At 71.8% G+C, this 16053-nt stretch carries 14 protein-coding genes; 7 read left to right on the plus strand and 7 right to left on the minus strand.

All coding sequences use genetic code 11. The features are described 5' to 3' along the window. Positions 1–38 precede the first annotated feature (38 nt). Positions 39–1154, minus strand: a complete 1116-nt coding sequence (gene alc / locus OHT77_RS09555; RefSeq protein WP_328827709.1) for an allantoicase — start codon at positions 1152–1154, stop codon at positions 39–41. Positions 1155–1203: 49 nt separating this feature from the next. After that, on the minus strand, positions 1204–2541 hold the full coding sequence (gene allB / locus OHT77_RS09560; protein WP_328827710.1) for an allantoinase AllB: 1338 nt from the start codon (positions 2539–2541) through the stop codon (positions 1204–1206). Between the two features lie 283 nt (positions 2542–2824). Between allB and OHT77_RS09565 the strand changes: the two genes are divergently transcribed. Further along, positions 2825–3619, plus strand: coding sequence for an IclR family transcriptional regulator (locus OHT77_RS09565; RefSeq protein ID WP_266773984.1), 795 nt, complete (start codon positions 2825–2827; stop codon positions 3617–3619). Continuing rightward, positions 3616–4317, plus strand: a complete 702-nt coding sequence (locus tag OHT77_RS09570; RefSeq protein WP_328827711.1) for a DUF6304 family protein — start codon at positions 3616–3618, stop codon at positions 4315–4317. The genes OHT77_RS09565 and OHT77_RS09570 overlap by 4 nt, the downstream gene beginning before the upstream one ends. A 1-nt stretch (position 4318) precedes the next feature. On the opposite strand, the gene OHT77_RS09575 is transcribed toward OHT77_RS09570, so the two are convergent. Continuing rightward, positions 4319–4639 carry a DUF5955 family protein gene (locus OHT77_RS09575; protein ID WP_328827714.1) on the minus strand — a complete coding sequence of 107 codons (321 nt, stop codon included), beginning with the start codon at positions 4637–4639 and terminating at the stop codon, positions 4319–4321. Positions 4640–4827: 188 nt separating this feature from the next. Here OHT77_RS09575 and OHT77_RS09580 point away from each other — a divergent pair, with 188 nt between their 5' ends. Together OHT77_RS09580 and aceB are read left to right on the plus strand one after the other, a co-directional pair. Further along, positions 4828–5427: a nucleotidyltransferase family protein gene (locus OHT77_RS09580; protein WP_328827715.1), complete on the plus strand. Its 600-nt coding sequence runs from the start codon at positions 4828–4830 to the stop codon at positions 5425–5427. 187 nt (positions 5428–5614) lie between these two features. Continuing rightward, on the plus strand, positions 5615–7237 hold the full coding sequence (aceB, locus tag OHT77_RS09585) for a malate synthase A (protein ID WP_328827716.1): 1623 nt from the start codon (positions 5615–5617) through the stop codon (positions 7235–7237). Between the two features lie 41 nt (positions 7238–7278). Here the strand turns inward: aceB and OHT77_RS09590 are convergent, their stop codons facing one another. From OHT77_RS09590 to OHT77_RS09605, 4 genes are all read right to left on the minus strand, one after another. Then, complete coding sequence (locus tag OHT77_RS09590; RefSeq protein WP_266773979.1) at positions 7279–7548, minus strand: SelT/SelW/SelH family protein; 270 nt, start codon at positions 7546–7548, stop codon at positions 7279–7281. Continuing rightward, positions 7545–8459, minus strand: a complete 915-nt coding sequence (locus OHT77_RS09595) for a HipA family kinase (RefSeq protein WP_328834198.1) — start codon at positions 8457–8459, stop codon at positions 7545–7547. The genes OHT77_RS09590 and OHT77_RS09595 overlap by 4 nt, the downstream gene beginning before the upstream one ends. A 29-nt stretch (positions 8460–8488) precedes the next feature. Beyond that, the gene (locus OHT77_RS09600; RefSeq protein ID WP_328827717.1) at positions 8489–10585 is read right to left on the minus strand and encodes a protein kinase domain-containing protein; all 2097 of its coding nucleotides are present in this window, start codon (positions 10583–10585) and stop codon (positions 8489–8491) included. 128 nt (positions 10586–10713) lie between these two features. Then, on the minus strand, positions 10714–12240 hold the full coding sequence (locus OHT77_RS09605) for an IucA/IucC family protein (RefSeq protein ID WP_328827719.1): 1527 nt from the start codon (positions 12238–12240) through the stop codon (positions 10714–10716). Positions 12241–12406: 166 nt separating this feature from the next. Between OHT77_RS09605 and OHT77_RS09610 the strand changes: the two genes are divergently transcribed. Genes OHT77_RS09610 through OHT77_RS09620 form a run of 3 tightly spaced genes read left to right on the plus strand, consistent with a single transcriptional unit; the run spans position 12407 to position 16005 of the window. Further along, on the plus strand, positions 12407–13921 hold the full coding sequence (locus tag OHT77_RS09610) for an IucA/IucC family siderophore biosynthesis protein (RefSeq protein ID WP_328827720.1): 1515 nt from the start codon (positions 12407–12409) through the stop codon (positions 13919–13921). Between the two features lie 9 nt (positions 13922–13930). Further along, a complete protein-coding gene (locus tag OHT77_RS09615) occupies positions 13931–15196 on the plus strand; it encodes a VWA domain-containing protein (protein WP_328827722.1) in 1266 nt (421 codons plus the stop codon). Beyond that, entirely contained in the window at positions 15196–16005 is an 810-nt protein-coding gene (locus OHT77_RS09620; RefSeq protein WP_328827723.1) for a hypothetical protein, read from the plus strand. Before OHT77_RS09615 ends, OHT77_RS09620 begins: the two co-directional genes overlap by 1 nt. Positions 16006–16053 lie beyond the last annotated feature (48 nt).

Here is a 16053-nt window from a genome sequence, read left to right on the forward strand (position 1 = left end):
AGGTCGGCGATGCCTGTCCGGCGTTCGAGAGGCTCGCGTCAGCCGCCGAGCTCCTGGTGCCTCGCCGCGAGCGTCGTCGCCCCCTGCTCCGTCAGCGAGCCGAACAGCCGCAGCCGCGAGATCCCGCCGTCGGGATAGATGTCCACGCGTGCGTGCGTCCCGATCGCCGGGGTGGGGAGGACGAAGCGGTGGTTGGTGTCGGGCTGGAGGCGGGTGCGCGGAAGGATCTCGGTCCAGTCGCCGGTGTCGCCGTCCCGTACCGATACCGAGGCCCAGCCGGCGCTGTTGCCCTTCAGGTACGCCGTGTCGATCTCGAGGGCGCGGATCCGGGACTGCGCGGCGAGGCGGTAGCTGATCCAGTCGTTGCCCTGGTCGCGGCGGCGGCGGGTCTCCCAGCCGTCGTCCATCTTGCGGGAGCGGCCGGGCTGGATGGTGTTGCTCGCGGGCGAGTAGAAGAGGTTGGACGCGTCCTCGGCGCTGCCGCCGTTCTCCAGCGCCACGACGTCGAACGTGCCGAGCGCGGCGAGCCAGTTGGGGTCGGGTACGACCTCGCCGTAGACCCTGAGTCGGGCGATGCCGCCGTCGGGGTGCTGGTTGACGCGGAGGTGGGTGAAGCGCTGTTCGGTGGCGATGGCGAAGCCGTTCGCCGCGTGGCCGCCGACCGGTGTGCGCGGCACCAGGGACGTCCACTTCACGTCGTCGGCGAGGAGTTCCTCGGGGGACGGGGAGCCCGGGAGCGAGGTGCCCTCGACCGACACCGCCTGCGGGTAGTTGCCGCGGAAGTGGGCGGTGTCGACGACGATGCCCCGGATGACGCCGGGCGCGCCGAGGCGGACCAGTGCCCAGTCGTGGTCCTCCGTCGTCGGCCAGGGGTGTTCGGCCGAGGCGCCGCGGCGGCGGCGGGTCTCCCAGCCGTCCATGATCTTGCCCTTGTGGCCGAAGTGCTCGGGGTCGAACTCGGCGGGCCCGGGCACCAGCAGGTTCTCGCGCTCGGCGAAGAACTCGTCGTTGGCGGCGATGACACCGGCGCCGAGCTGCCGGTCGGCGAGGTTGGCGTACTGGGTGAAGGGGAAGTCGGCCGTGCGGTAGTCCGCGTACGGGTCACCGCCTCCGTAGGGGTTCGCGTCGCCGGTGAAACTGGGAATCGCCGTCACTGCTGTGTCTGCCTTTCGGGAGTGGGCCGCTGCGGGCGCGGAGGTCGGATCAGGGGGTACGGGTCAGGAGCCGGCCCTTCGGTTCGGTGAACTCGCCGTCCAGCACGATGCGTTCGCCGCGCAGCCAGGTCGACTTGACGACCCCGCTGAGGGTCTTTCCGGCGTACGCCGTGACGCGGTTGCGGTGCTGGAGGGCGGCCGGGTCGACGGTGAAGGTCTCGTCGGGGGCGAGGACCGCGAAGTCGGCGTCGCGGCCCGCCTCGATGGCGCCCTTCTGGTCAAGTCCCGCCAGCTGCGCGGTCCTTGAGGACATCCAGCGGACGACGTCCGTGAGGTCGTGGCCGCGCTTGCGGGCCTCCGTCCACACCGCGGAGAGGCTCAGCTGGAGGCCGGAGATGCCGCCCCACGCGGTCGCGAAGTCGTCGGTCTTCAGATCGGCCGTCGAGGGCGAGTGGTCCGTCACCACGCAGTCGATCGTGCCGTCGGCCAGCGCCTGCCACAGGAGGTCCTGGTTGGCGGACTCGCGGATGGGCGGGCAGCACTTGAACTCGCTTGCCCCGTCCGGGACTTCCTCCGCCGTGAGGGTGAGGTAGTGGGGGCACGTCTCGACGGTGATGCGGACGCCCTCGGCCTTCGCGGCGGCGATGAGCGGGAGCGCGTCCGACGAGGACAGGTGCAGGACGTGCACACGGGCGTTGAGGCGCTTCGCCTGCGCGATCAGCCCGGCGATGGCCGTGTCCTCGGCGTCGCGCGGGCGGCTGGCGAGGAAGTCGGCGTACTTGGGGCCGCCGTGCTGCGGGGCCGCTTCGAGGTGGTGCGGGTCCTCCGCGTGGACGATGAGCAGGCCGCCGAACCCGGCTATCTCGGCCAGGGACAGGGCGAGTTGGTCCTGGTCCAGGTGCGGGAACTCGTCCACGCCGGACGGGGAGAGGAAGGCCTTGAAGCCGAAGACGCCTGCGTCGTGCAGCGGGCGCAGGTCCTTGACGTTGTCGGGCAGGGCGCCGCCCCAGAAGCCGACGTCCATGTGGGCCTTCGTCGCGGCGACTTCCTGCTTCGTACGGAGGTTGTCGACCGTCGTGGTCGGCGGGAGGGAGTTGAGCGGCATGTCGATCAGGGTGGTGATGCCGCCGGCCGCCGCCGCGCGCGTGGCGGTCCAGAAGCCCTCCCAGTGGGTGCGGCCCGGGTCGTTCACATGGACATGGGTGTCGACCAGGCCGGGCAGCAGCACGTCGTCGCCGAAGTCCTCGAACCGTGCTCCGGACGGGACGTGGGCGTCGTAGGGGAGGACTGCCGTGATCTTCCCGCCGGCGACCGCGACGGTCGCCGCGCGTGTCCCCTCGGGGGTGATGACACGTGTGGAGCGCACCACCAGTTCAGCGTCGGACACCCGGACCCCTCTCTCTGCCGCCGTCGTCACTTCCGTTACGTCCGGGAAACGGGATTTACTTCCACGTAACGGAATTCAACGTTCTGTTGAAGGAGTCTTCACTCCCGCCCCCGTACCGTCAAGGGCACACTTCTCCACGATGCGCCGCACGCGCACACTCTGGACGTTTCCACAAAGCGGAATTACACTTCCGGCAAGCAGAACGTAGCTACGCACAGGCGGGGAGTCAACCGACCCCCGGGTAGGCTTCAGCCCTTCCCGCCCGTGCCGAAAGGAACGCGCCGTGCCGCCGTCCAGCGTGAGCAGCACCGACTCCACCAAGTCCGCCACGGGTGGTGTCCAGTCCCTCGAGCGCGCCTTCGACCTGCTGGAGCGGATGGCCGACGCGGGCGGCGAGGTCGGCCTGAGCGAGCTCTCCGCGAGCAGCGGCCTCCCGCTCCCCACCATCCACCGCCTGATGCGCACGCTCGTGGCCTGCGGCTATGTCCGCCAGCAGGCGAACCGTCGGTACGCGCTGGGCCCCCGCCTGATCCGCCTCGGCGAGTCCGCGTCCCGGCTGCTCGGCACCTGGGCCCGCCCCTACCTCGCCCGACTGGTCGAGGAGACCGGCGAGACGGCGAACATGGCGCTGCTCGACGGCGACGAGATCGTGTACGTCGCTCAGGTGCCCTCCAAGCACTCGATGCGCATGTTCACCGAGGTCGGCCGGCGCGTCCTGCCGCACTCCACGGGCGTCGGCAAGGCGCTGCTCGCGAACACCCCGGACAACGAGGTGCGCGCGCTGCTCTCCCGGACCGGCATGCCCGCCGCGACCGAGAAGACGATCACCACGGCGGACGGCTTTCTCGCGGCCCTCGCGGACGTACGCCGCCTCGGCTACGCGATCGACGACAACGAACAGGAGATCGGCGTCCGCTGCCTCGCCGTCTCCGTCCCCAACTCCCCCACCGCGGCCGCGATTTCGATCTCGGGTCCGGCGGGCCGGGTCACCGAGTCGGCGACCGACAAGATCGTGCCGGTGCTCCAGCAGGTGGCCGGCGAACTGTCGGAGGCACTGGCCAGCCAGAACCCCGCGTGAGCACCGGGCGGTTCTGGCCGGGCCGGTACACCGACCGGCACGGCTCCGAGGCCATCGTCTTCGAGACGGACGGCCGGGAGTCGATCCGTACGACGATCCGGGGCGTCCCCTTCGAGGGCGACACGATGGACGACCTCGGCGCCCTCGGCGGCGACCCCCCGGACGCCCCGTTCGCCTTCTTCGACGGGGCGCTGTGCTCCTGCCTCCTGGAATGGGAGGTGCCGCTGTCCGTCACGGTCGAGGGGCAGGGCGTACGGGCGGCCGTACTGGACTGCGCGCTGCGGCTCGGGGCGCCGGCCGGACCGGGCAAGGGCCTGGACGCGGAGACGCTGACCACCACCCTGCGACTGGACGGCCACGCGTACCGGAACGCGGCGGGCGCCGACACCTTCGAGGACGCGCTGCACCAGGTCCAGCGTCAACTCCCCGCCGGGGCAAGGATGCGGGCCTGTGTCGCGTGCGCCTGGTCCGACTACAGCCCGTTCGGCAACGGGCTGATGGCGGGGCTCGCCTGCTTCCGCGACGCCAAGGACCGCTACCGCCAGGTCGACGGGAAGCACGGACCGACAGGCATCTTCGCGATCTGGGACCAGCACACCGAGTTCGTCCAGGAGACCTGGCTCTGCGGGGAGTTCGAGCACCGGAGCAGCACGCACACGGGCTACCGGGGACCGTTCCCGGCGCCCGTGTGGCCGTGAACTAGCCGCGTCCGCGCGGAGGCTGACCGAACAGGTCGACCGCGTTGCGCACGTCCGTCAGCCCGCGCGCGAGAGCGCTCACGGAACCGATCGCACCGGCGATCAGGAGCAACGAGCGGCGCAGGCGCGGGATTTCGGGGACGCCGTCGATGGTCATCGCGGCCAGCGCCGCGAGTTCGTCCTCGGCGATGACCCGGTCGGGGAACTCGGCCGGATGCGCGGCGAGTTCGCGGCGCAACCGGGACACCGCGGTCCGCAGTTCCGCCACCCTCGGATCCTCGTCGCTGCCGGTCACTGACCTCTGCCCCAAGCTCCGCAACACAGCTCTCCCCCCTCGCACGTCTTCGTGCGCAAGAACTTTGTGGTCCCGCCGCGTACCCCGCAACACTGGTCGGGCGCCGAGGGACGCGGGTCAGTAAACGCCACCCGGTGCGGGGTGCGCCACTCCACGGACCGAAATTAAGTAGGAGGATTCCGTGCCGTCGCCGTCCCGTCAGGTATGCAGGACGCATGACGCGAAACGAAGACCAGGTCGCCGGGCTGCTCCTCGCGGCGGGGGGCGGCAGACGCCTCGGCGGACGGCCCAAGGCGCTGCTACGACACCGGGGGCGGCCCCTTGTGGAGCACGCGGTCGGGGTCCTGCGCGCGGCCGGGCTCACCCGCGTCCACGTGGTCCTGGGGGCGGCCGCCGAGGCCGTACGGGAGCAGGCGGATCTCGCCGGGTGCGTGGTCGTGGAGAACCCGGAGTGGGAGCGGGGGATGGGGTCCTCGCTGCGAGCGGGTCTCGAGTCGCTCTCGAGTTCCGGGGCGCGGGCGGCGCTCGTGTCGCTCGTCGACCAGCCCGGGATCGGCGCGGAGGCGGTGGCGCGGGTGCTGGCCGGATTCACGGACGAGGGCTCCCTCGTCTCGGCCGCCTACGACGGGGTACGCGGTCATCCGGTGCTGTTCGGGGCCGCGCACTGGGCCGGGATCGCCGAGAGCGCGACCGGGGACCGGGGCGCGCGGGCGTACCTCAAGGCGCACACGGACGCGGTCGCGCTGGTCGAGTGCGGGGATGCGGCGCGGCCGTACGACATCGACACTGAGGCGGATCTCGTCCACCTTGAGTGAGCGGGGTGGCACCGAGCGCCACCTTGGCTCGATCCGGAGAATCTCGACATCAACAAACCATTGAACTTCCACAATGAGGAAACTAGTATCCACTGTTCAGAAGCGCCCGACGGCCCCTCGGGTGCTCCCAGCCCTACCCGGGTCACCTGGCACCCGGTGCCACGCACGCTGAAGGAAGTGACAGTTCATGTCCGCACCAGCGCCGTCCTCGCCGGTCGTCGTCGACGCCGAACCCCTCCCCCGGCAGGAGGAGGTCCTCACTGACGAGGCCCTCGCCTTCGTGGCCGAGCTGCACCGCCGGTTCACGCCCCGCCGGGCCGGACTCCTCGCCCGCCGGGCCGAGCGCCGCGCGGAGATCGCCCGGACCTCCACCCTCGACTTCCTCCCGGAGACCGCCGCGATCCGCGCCGACGACTCCTGGAAGGTGGCCCCCTCCCCCGCCGCCCTGAACGACCGGCGGGTCGAGATCACCGGCCCCACCGACCGCAAGATGACGATCAACGCCCTCAACTCCGGCGCGAGGATCTGGCTCGCGGACTTCGAGGACGCCTCCGCGCCCACGTGGGAGAACGTCGTCACCGGTCAGCTCAACCTGATCGACGCCTACACCCGCGCGATCGACTTCACCGACCCCAACTCCGGCAAGTCGTACGCCCTGAAGGCCGAGGACGAGCTCGCGACCGTCGTCATGCGCCCGCGCGGCTGGCATCTCGACGAGCGACACCTCCTGGTGGACGGCGAGCAGGTCCCGGGCGCCTTCGTGGACTTCGGGCTGTACTTCTTCCACAACGCGCAGCGGCTGATCGACCTCGGCAAGGGCCCGTACTTCTACCTCCCGAAGACCGAGTCGCACCTCGAAGCCCGCCTGTGGAACGACGTGTTCGTCTTCGCGCAGGACTACGTCGGCGTCCCGCAGGGCACCATCCGTGCCACCGTGCTGATCGAGACGATCACCGCCGCGTACGAGATGGAGGAGATCCTCTACGAACTCCGCGACCACGCCTCGGGGTTGAACGCGGGCCGCTGGGACTACCTGTTCTCCATCGTGAAGAACTTCCGTGACGGCGGGCCCAAGTTCGTCCTCCCGGACCGCAACGCGGTGACGATGACGGCCCCGTTCATGCGGGCGTACACCGAACTCCTCGTCCGCACCTGCCACAAGCGCGGGGCGCACGCGATCGGCGGCATGGCGGCGTTCATCCCGTCCCGCCGTGACGAGGAGGTCAACAAGCTCGCGTTCGAGAAGGTCAAGGCCGACAAGGACCGTGAGGCCGGGGACGGTTTCGACGGCTCCTGGGTGGCCCACCCGGACCTGGTGCCGATCGCCATGGCCTCCTTCGACGCGGTGCTCGGCGAGAAGCCGAACCAGAAGGACCGGCTGCGCGAGGACGTCGACGTCAAGGCGGCCGACCTCATCGCCGTGGACTCGCTGCACGCGAAGCCGACGTACCCCGGGCTCGTCAACGCCGTGCAGGTGGGCATCCGTTACATCGAGGCGTGGCTGCGCGGGCTCGGCGCGGTCGCCATCTTCAACCTGATGGAGGACGCGGCCACCGCCGAGATCTCGCGCTCGCAGATCTGGCAGTGGATCAACGCGGGCGTCGAGTTCGAGAACGGCGAGAAGGCAACTCCCGAGCTGGCGCGGAAGGTTGCCGCCGAGGAGCTGGAGAACATCCGCGCCGAGATCGGCGCGGACGCCTTCGCCGCGGGCCACTGGCAGCAGGCCCACGACCTCCTCCTGGAGGTCGCCCTCGACGACGACTACGCGGACTTCCTGACCCTGCCCGCGTACGAGCAGCTGCGCGGCTGACCCTCAACAGGCGTCAGCGACAGCCCACTTGCGGGATCGGCTCACTTGTCCGAGTGGCCCAGGGACTTTCCCGGGGCCACTCGGTCGCGTACGAGCTTCTTCACGGCCGTGGGCTCCGGGAACCCCTGCTCACGCCGGTCCCACACCACTTCGTCGTTGACGCGGACGACGAAGACACCGCCGGTGCCGGGCTTCAGCGAGAGCTCCGTCAGCTCGCTCTCGAAGGTGGTCAACAGCTCCTGCGCCAGCCAGGCCGCGCGGGGCAGCCACCGGCACTGGGTGCAGTACTCGATCTGAACGCGTTGGGTCATCCGAGGTGTACCGACCAATCCTGTTCCGCCGCCGGTTTGCCGTGCAGGTCGGGGACCCGCTTGAGCCAACTCGGGCGGCCCTGCTGTGTCCTCGCCGCTCGCTGGGCCTCTTCGGCGGCGCGTTCCTCCCGGCTGGGGAAGTCGGTGGGGAGCCAGGCCGCGGAGGCCCGCACCCGCGCGTGGAGGTAGTCGACGTACGCCTCCCGTACGGCGTCGGGTGTCGCGAAGCCCGGTTCGCCGGCCAGCCAGGCGTCCGGCACCTCGGCCACGATCCGGCGCAGCAGCTCCTCGGTCACCTTCGGCGCCAACTCGGCGTCGGCGGCACGGGTGCTGGGCCCGTAGTGACCCAGGGCGTGATGCCGGAAGTCGTAGGCCTTCGTCGGGTCGGCGCCGTCCCAGCGGTGGTGGAAGACGAGGGCGGCGCCGTGGTCGATGAGCCACAGGCGCGGGGGTGCGATGCCGAGCGTCGGCCAGATCATCAGGTTCGAACTGTGCACCGTACGGTCGACGTTGACGGTGAGCGCGTCGAGCCACACGATCTTCCCGGCCTCCAGCGGATCGACCGTGCACTGCGCGGCGATCTCCGGCGTGAAGTCCTGGGCCCCCGGCAGGAAGTCCATCCCGAGGTTCAGCCCGGCGCTCGCACTGTGCAGATCCCGCACCTCCTGATGCGGCTCCTCGTCCGCGATCACCGGATCGAAGTGCACCAGCACCAGCTCGGGAAACCGCAGTCCGAGAGCCCGCGCCAGCTCCCCGACGACCACCTCGGCGACCAGCGCCTTGCGCCCCTGCGCGGACCCGGTGAACTTCACGACATACGTCCCGAGGTCATCGGCCTCGACCACCCCGGGCACGGACCCACCGGACCGCAGGGGTTCGATGTAGCGGGTCGCGGTGACCTCTCTCAGCATGTCCGGCATGAAACGAGCATAGAGGCAGGTCAGCGCCAGGACGGATGGCCCTCCGGTGTGCTGCCCGTGGTGAGCCTTCGGGCGCCCGTGCCGTCGGCGCGGACGGCCCAGACGGCGGGCCGGTCGAAGGGGCCCCGGACGAAGGCCACCCACTTGCCGTCGGGGGACCAGACCGGGTCCATCTCCTGGGCGGCGGTCTGCACCAGCGTGCGGTCGTCCGTGCCGTCCACCTTGACGACGTGGATGTCGCCGCCGGTTTCCACGTTCGGTGCGCCGGCGGTGTAGGCGAAGTAGCGGCCGTCCGGGGACCAGACGGGGTCGAGTGCGCGCCGGGGCTGGTGGGTGATCTGGCGGGGTTCGGCGCCCGGCCGGGACGGGTCGACGATGTGGATCTGCCAACTCGACGTCTTCTGGAGGCAGACGACGATGTGCTTGCCGTCGGGGGACCACGCCGGGTCCTCCACGTTCCCGGTGCCGGTGGTGAGCTGCTGCGCGGAACCGTCCGCGACGGTCACGACGAACAGCTGCTGCACACCGTCCTGGCGCCGCAGCACGGCCAGCCGTCTGCCGTCCGGGGACCACGACACCCGGCCGTCCGCGGTCGCGGCGACGCGCCGGACGTCCGTACCGTCCGCGTTCGCCGTCCACACCGCCGACTCGTGCCCCGTGGTGCGCGTGAACGCGAACGACCTGTGATCGGGCGCCCACTGCGGCAACGCGTCGCACGTCCCGGCGATCAGCTGTTTCGGGTCGTCCTTGGTGGAGTCCCGCCGCCCGATCACGCTGTGACACGTCGACGACCCGGGGTCCGTGTCCATCCGCACGAGCAGCGGGGCGTCGGGGAACGCGGCGGCGGTCACCCGCGGAGACGACGACACGCTTCCCCCGGCAGCACCCGCCGTCCCACCGGAACCGGAACCCGCCCCCGAACCGGTCCAGGGATGCCACACCAGCACCCCCGCGGCGACGGCCACGACCAACGCCGCCGCTACGACCGCCGTCCTACGGCGGCCCGGAGCGCCCGCGGCACCGACCGGGCCGGGCACAGGGGCTGGCGCGAACACCGGCGCGGGACCGAAGCCGGGGCCGGGGCCGAACCCGGGGTCGGGCGACGACTGGACGGTGCGGGGATGAGAGACCTCGGGTGGCCGCTCGTCGAACGCCGGCGCAGCCGTGGGCGCGTCCGCGATCACCGGGGCATCAGGCGATCCCTCACCGACCCCAGGCACCCCCGGCCCCCGATCCACTCCCGCGCCGTACGCCCCCACCTCCTGACTCCGCACCAGCGCGGTCGCCTCCGCCGGAAGCCACACATCCGACGGATGCTGGACCGTCAGCCGGTCGAGGAACTCCGTCGGGGTGGGGCGGTCACGCGGATCCTTGGCCAGGCAGCCCGCGACCAGGTCGCGCAACTGGCCCGGAACGTCCGCGAGTTCGGGCTGTTCGTGGACGACGCGATACGGCCACGCCGCCGACCCCCCGTCCCCGAAGGGAGCCCCGCCCGCAGCCTGGCCGAGGACGACTCCCAGCGCGAACATGTCGACCGCCGGGGTCAGCGCGCCCCCGGTCAACTGCTCCGGCGCGAGAAAACCGAGGGTGCCGATCTGGAACCCGGTCTGCGTGAGCGCCGTACCGTCAAGAGCCCGCGCGATGCCGAAGTCGATGACCCGGGGGCCGTCCTCCGCGACGATGATGTTCGCCGGTTTCAGGTCGCGGTGGATGACCCCGGCCTGGTGGATGGCGGCCAGCGCCTCGGCGAGACCGGCGGCCAGCACGGTGAGCGTGTCGACGGGCAGGGAGCCGACCCGCTCCAGCACGGCCTGCAGGGTCGGTCCGGGCACGTACGCCGTCACCAGCCAGGCCGGATCGCCCTCCGGGTCCGCGTCCACGACCGGCGCGGTGTGGAAGCCGCCGACACGCCGGGCCGCGGCCACCTCGTCGGCGAACCGGCGCCGGAAGCCCGGTTCGGTGCTCAGTTCCGGCCGTACGACCTTGACGGCCACCGCGCGCCCCGACCGTGACCGGCCGAAGTAGACGACCCCCATCCCGCCCCGGCCGAGCCGTCCGACCAGCCGGTACCTGCCGTCCCCGACGGACGCGGGATCACCCGCCTCGAGCGGTTTCATGGCTCCCCCATCCCGCCTCCGCAGCACGGCGGTATCCAGCCGCGAGGCTCCCCCGATACCGGCCATCAGTCTAGGTGCTCCGCTCATGACGTCACCGGGTCAGGAACGGTTCCCGGGGACCTCCGTGCTCACCCGGCCACCGGCTCCACCAACGGACTCGGCAACGGCAGATACCGCGCGTCCGCCCCGTCCGCCCCGGTCCACCGCAGCAGCAGATTCGTCTTGCCGGGGAGCGTCGGCGAGGCCAGCAGCGCGGCGACCTCGGGCAGGTCGTGTCGGCGGAATTCCGCACGCACCGCGGGCCAGGGATCCAGCCCCGGATGACGCTCGGCAAGCACCCCGGCGACCTCGACGAGATGGTTGACGACGAGGCAGTACACCAGCCGCTCCCACCCCGCCCCCCGCTCCACGTCGGTCAGCAGCTTCACGCCTTCCGCGTCCCGGTACAGCGCCTGCACGGGCATCCCGTCCGCGTCGACGGCGACCAGCGTGTTCTGCACATGCGCCTCGAGTACGACGCCGTGGTCCGCGAACGCGGTCAGCGCGGGCGGTACGACCTGCCGCAGATACGCCTCCCACCAGGCCCCTGGGTCGGCCCCGCCGTCGAGCGGGCTGCCCTCGAACCCCTCCACAAGGCCCGCTGCCAGCAAGGGGGTCGTGCCGGGCAGGAGGTGGTCGTGCAGTCCGTCGCGGACCATGACGGCGAGTTCCTCGAAGGCGAAGTCGGCGGTGCGGTAACCGCGGTCGCTCAGCCAGGCCCCGGGTCCGCCCATCGCGGCGAAGGCGTCCCGGACGGCCGCGTCGGTGCGCCGGAGCTTCAGCAGGTCGTGCCGCCACAGCCGACGCACGTCATTGGTGATGCGCACATCGAGGCTGAACTTCAGGAACAGGTCCTCCGCTCGCTCCGCGGCCCCGGGGAGGTACACCGTACGGATCGCCGCCGTCGGCCGGACCTCGGTCGCCGTCGTGCCGAGCCGGATCAGCCGGCCGTCCGCGAAGGCGTCCGCGAGGCCCGCGCCCACGAGGTCCAGCTGCCAGGGGTGCGCGGGCAGCAGCCGGTACCCGGCCGGGGCCTCCCCGAGCGCGTCCAGCGCCGAGACGTCCCCCTCCTCCACGATCGCGTCCTCGCGCAGCCCGAGCAGCACCAGCGGGAAACGGGCGTACGCCTCCGGGGCGTAGGGCAGCCAGCCGGCGACGGGGCCGCCGCCGCGGGCCTTGGGCGCGGGATGGTAGGGATGGCCGGTGATCAAGGACTGTTCGGAGCGGAGATACGGATCGTCGGGCGCCGTCGCTCCGTCGCGCGCGGTGAGCAGCGCGGCTACGGTGTCGCGGCTGTCGGTCATCTCGGCGGGCAGTTCGTGGTTGGACACGCCGGTGTGGCGGCGCAGTTCGTCGGCGACGAGTTTCACGAGTTCGCTGTGGCCGAGGTGGTGCCAGCCGCCGTCCGTGTACACCTCGGGCCCGGCGGGCCGCCGTGTGCCGCGCACCCGGAGCAGCCGGCCGGTCCCGGGCAGCCGGTACACGTGCCGTTCACCCGGGTCGGACAGCGGCTCGGCGACCTCCCGGAGCAGACAGTTGAGGAGGGGCGCGGTCGCGTACGCGTCGGCGCGCTCCGCCGTGTCGTCGCCCGGAGGTGTGAAGTCGACGCGATCCATTCGTTCCCTAAGTCCGTGTCCAGCGATCGCGATCAGTATGTCTCTCGTCGCACTGTGTCCCACCGCCCCGCCGTCCGCAGCTGCACCGCTCGCCGCTCCGCCTCTCCCCGCCCCGCCTCTCGTCGTCACCGATCATGACGCCCCGTCCGCACCCGAGGAGTCGACCGTGGACCGTCCCCCGCTTCCCGAGACCGAGGTCGCCGAGGAACTCGCCGCCGTCCGGCCCGACCTGGTGCAACGGTACGCGGCCGAACTCCCCGGCGCCCGTGCCGCGGTCCTCACCCGCCTGTGGCGGGCGCTGGCCTTCGAGCCGCTGCCGTGGATCGCCGACAGGACCCCGGGGCCCGTCCTGCGGCTCGCCGACGGCCGCCGGCTGCGCGGCCCGCACCCGGATCCGTACGCGACCACGTCCTACGTCACCGTCGTCCACCTCGACGGCCTCGCCTACGACGATCCGGCCCGCCTGATGACGGACCTGTCGGTGCCGCACGGGACCGCCTTCGCGGCCGAACTCGGGCACAGCGTCGCCTCGTTGGCGCTGTCGCGGGCCAACCAGCCCGCCCCGGTGGACGAGTGGCCGACGCACGACTGGGAGTGGGAGCAGCGGATCGTCGACGGGCACCCCTTCCACCCCAACTGCCGCTCCCGGCCCGGGTTCTCGGTGGCGGAGCAGCTCGCCTACGGCCCCGAGCACCGGCCCGTGGTGACGCTCGGGTCGGTGCCGGTGGGGGCGGACGAGTCGCTGGTGACGGGGGTGTGGCCGGACGAACTGCGGGACGGGGGGCGGCTGTTGATCCCGGTGCACCCGTGGCAGGCGGCGCATGTGCTGAAGCGGTCGGGGGACGCGCCGCTCGACGCGCATCCGCTGATGTCCCTGCGGACCCTCGCCCTGCCGGGCGGGCCGCACGTGAAGACCGCGCTGAGCGCCCGGCTGACCTCCTCGGTGCGGGACATCTCGGTCTACTCGATCGGGCTGTCGGCGACGCTTTCGGCGTTCGGGGAGACGCTGGCGGCGCGCTCGGACGGCCTGTTGCACGTCACGCGCACGCTGGGCGCGGCGACGGCCAACTCGCCGGATCTCGCGGCGGTGTTGCGTGAGTCGCCGCAGACGTACGCGGACACGGAGGCGGGCGAGCGGGTCCTGCCGGTGGCCGCCCTCGCGACCACCGGTCTGCCCCGCTCGCCCGTCTGGCTGGCCGAGTTCACCCGTCTCGCCCTCGTCGTCTGTCTGCGGCTGCTGGAGTCCGGTGTGGCCCTTGAGGCGCACGGTCAGAACCTGCTGGTGGTGCTGTCCCGCACGGGTGCCCCTCTGCGCCTGGTCTACCGCGATCTCGCCGACATCCGCGTCAGCCCCAAGCGCCTTGCCGGGCAGGGGATTCCGGTCCCCGAGCTGAGCGGACGCATCGTCACCGACGACGAACTCACCCTGCGCCGCAAGCTGTTCGGTTCCCTGGTGGCGGGGGCGCTCGCGGGCACGGCGGGTTCCGGTGCGGCCCTCGGGGCGGCGCTGGCGGCCGTCGTACCGGAGCTGCCGCGCACGCCGGATCTGCGCACGCTGCTCGAACAGCCGCTGCCGACCAAGGCGTTGACGCTGATGCGGCTGTCGCCGGAGCTGCCGGGGGACCAGTGGACGGGGCTGCCCAACCCGCTCGTTTTGGAGCCCGGTCCATCTGATCAATAGGATCCGGCGATGATCACAAGACAACGGCTGGCGGCGGGGATCTGTGCCCTGCTCGCCACCCTCACGGCCGGGGTCGCCTTCCCTGCCGGAGCGGTCGCCGACGAGACGGACTCCGCGGCCTCCCCGAAGGTCGAACTCGTGCTGGATGTCAGCGGATCCATGAGCGCCAGGGACATAGACGGCGGCTCACGGATGGCAGCGGCGAAGCAGGCGTTCAACGAGGTGCTCGACGCGACACCCGAGGAAGTGCAGCTCGGCATCCGCACGCTGGGCGCCAACTACCACGGCAACGACCGGAAGACGGGCTGCAAGGACACCGCGCAGCTGTACCCGGTGGGCACCCTGAACCGCACCGAGGCCAAGACCGCGGTCGCCACCCTCACGCCCACCGGCTGGACCCCGATCGGCCCGGCGCTGCTGAAGGCGGCGGACGACCTGAACGGCGGTGACGGCACCCGCCGTATCGTCCTGATCAGCGACGGCGAGGACACCTGCCAGCCGCTGGACCCGTGCGAGGTGGCCCGCGAGATCGCGGCCAAGGGCATCGGCCTGACCATCGACACGCTGGGTCTGGTGCCGGACGCCAAGACCCGCGACCAGCTCAGCTGCATCGCGGACGCGACCGGCGGCACGTACACCTCGGTGCAGCACAAGGAGGAACTCTCCGATCGCGTGGGCCAGTTGGTGGACCGCGCCGCCGACCCGGTGGTGACCCCGGTCGCCACCGAGGGCGCCGCCCAGTGCGCCGGCGCCCCGACCCTCAAGTCCGGTCTGTACACGGACCGCGAGGAGTTCGGCAAGCAGCGCTTCTACCGCGTGGACGTCAACCCGGGCCAGGAACTGCGTGCTTCGGTCAGCGTGGGCGCCGACCGTGAAGTCAACCCGGACTACGGGGTGTTGATGCGGGCGGTGACCGTGCACGGCCGCGAGATAGTGCGCGGCGAGGGCACCGGCAACGGCCGGACGGACGTCATCTCCACGGGTCTTCGCTACCCGAAGGCGGAGAGCGACGACGACAACGCCCCGGCGGAGACGGTGTGCCTTCAGGTCACCAACTCCTTCTCTGCGGCCTCCGGGGTGAAGACCACTCCCGGTCTGCCCCTCGAACTCACCGTGGACGTCGTGGACGGGCCCGACAAGGCGAGCGACGTGGCCTCCTTCGGTCTCGGCCGCGGCTGGTGGCTGCTCGGCGCGCTCGTGCTGACCGGCTTCGTCGCGGGTCTGCTGTGGGGCTGGCTGTCCCGCTGGCGTCTCGCGGTCTGGAGGACCAACTGATGCGGATCACACGTGTGTTGAGCACGGCCCTGCTGCTGGCGGGGCTGGCGGCGACGCCCGCGGCGGCGGACTCCTCCCCCTCGGCGAGCCCGTCCGACGACAGTTCGGCGCCCACCCAGGCGGGCACCTCGTTCCGTACGGCGACGGAGCTGGACCAGGGCCGGCAGGCCACCGCGAGCGGCTCCACGGGCGACTACCTGTACTGGTCGTTCGCCGCGGACGCCGGCCAGCGCCCCACCGTCAAGGCGACGGTGAAGCTCCCGGACACGCATGCGGGCGAGACCTGGCAGCTCGACGTCTACGACGGGCTGCGGCGCCGCCAGGCCTGCCAGTACGGGGCCGCGACGCGCACCGCCGCGCAGGACGCGACCTCCCTGGACCTGGCGTGCACGCTGCGCACGGTCCGTGCCTGGTCGGAGACGTGGGCCAATGACCCGCTGCCGGGCACGTACTACGTGCGGCTCACGGTCGTGGACCTCCCGTCCGCGGACCTGGGCAAGCCGGTGAGCACCGAAGTGCGGGTGGACTCCAAGGACATCGGCGGTTCGGCGGCCGTGGACGGCTCGCTGGCGCAGCCGCTGACGCCGGGGATCGCGGCCAAGTCGACGTCCGACGACGACAGTTCGTCGTCGACCTCGGCGGCCCTGTCGAGCATCGAGCCCGACGGCGGCTGGTCCTCCGGCTGGTGGTCCGACCGCTGGGTGTGGACGGGCGTGGGCGGCATACTGGCCGCGCTCGCCGGGATCGGCGGGTACGCGCTGACGCGGGGGTCGGGACGGCCCAGGCGGGTGCCGCCGCCCGGTATGTGACGCTTCATCAGAAGGCCCGCCCCTGGCGGGCCTTCTGTCGTTCCGGGC

It is taken from the genome of Streptomyces sp. NBC_00252 (assembly GCF_036187565.1).
Lineage (GTDB): Bacteria > Actinomycetota > Actinomycetes > Streptomycetales > Streptomycetaceae > Streptomyces.

Coding starts and splice junctions, on each gene's coding strand:
- OHT77_RS09580 (WP_328827715.1), top strand. CDS start 4,828: ATGACGCGAAACGAAGACCAGGTCGCCGGGCTGCTCCTCGCGGCGGGG.
- aceB (WP_328827716.1), top strand. CDS start 5,615: ATGTCCGCACCAGCGCCGTCCTCGCCGGTCGTCGTCGACGCCGAACCC.
- OHT77_RS09590 (WP_266773979.1), bottom strand. CDS start 7,548: ATGACCCAACGCGTTCAGATCGAGTACTGCACCCAGTGCCGGTGGCTG.
- OHT77_RS09595 (WP_328834198.1), bottom strand. CDS start 8,459: ATGCTGAGAGAGGTCACCGCGACCCGCTACATCGAACCCCTGCGGTCC.
- OHT77_RS09600 (WP_328827717.1), bottom strand. CDS start 10,585: ATGAAACCGCTCGAGGCGGGTGATCCCGCGTCCGTCGGGGACGGCAGG.
- OHT77_RS09605 (WP_328827719.1), bottom strand. CDS start 12,240: ATGGATCGCGTCGACTTCACACCTCCGGGCGACGACACGGCGGAGCGC.
- OHT77_RS09615 (WP_328827722.1), top strand. CDS start 13,931: ATGATCACAAGACAACGGCTGGCGGCGGGGATCTGTGCCCTGCTCGCC.
- OHT77_RS09620 (WP_328827723.1), top strand. CDS start 15,196: ATGCGGATCACACGTGTGTTGAGCACGGCCCTGCTGCTGGCGGGGCTG.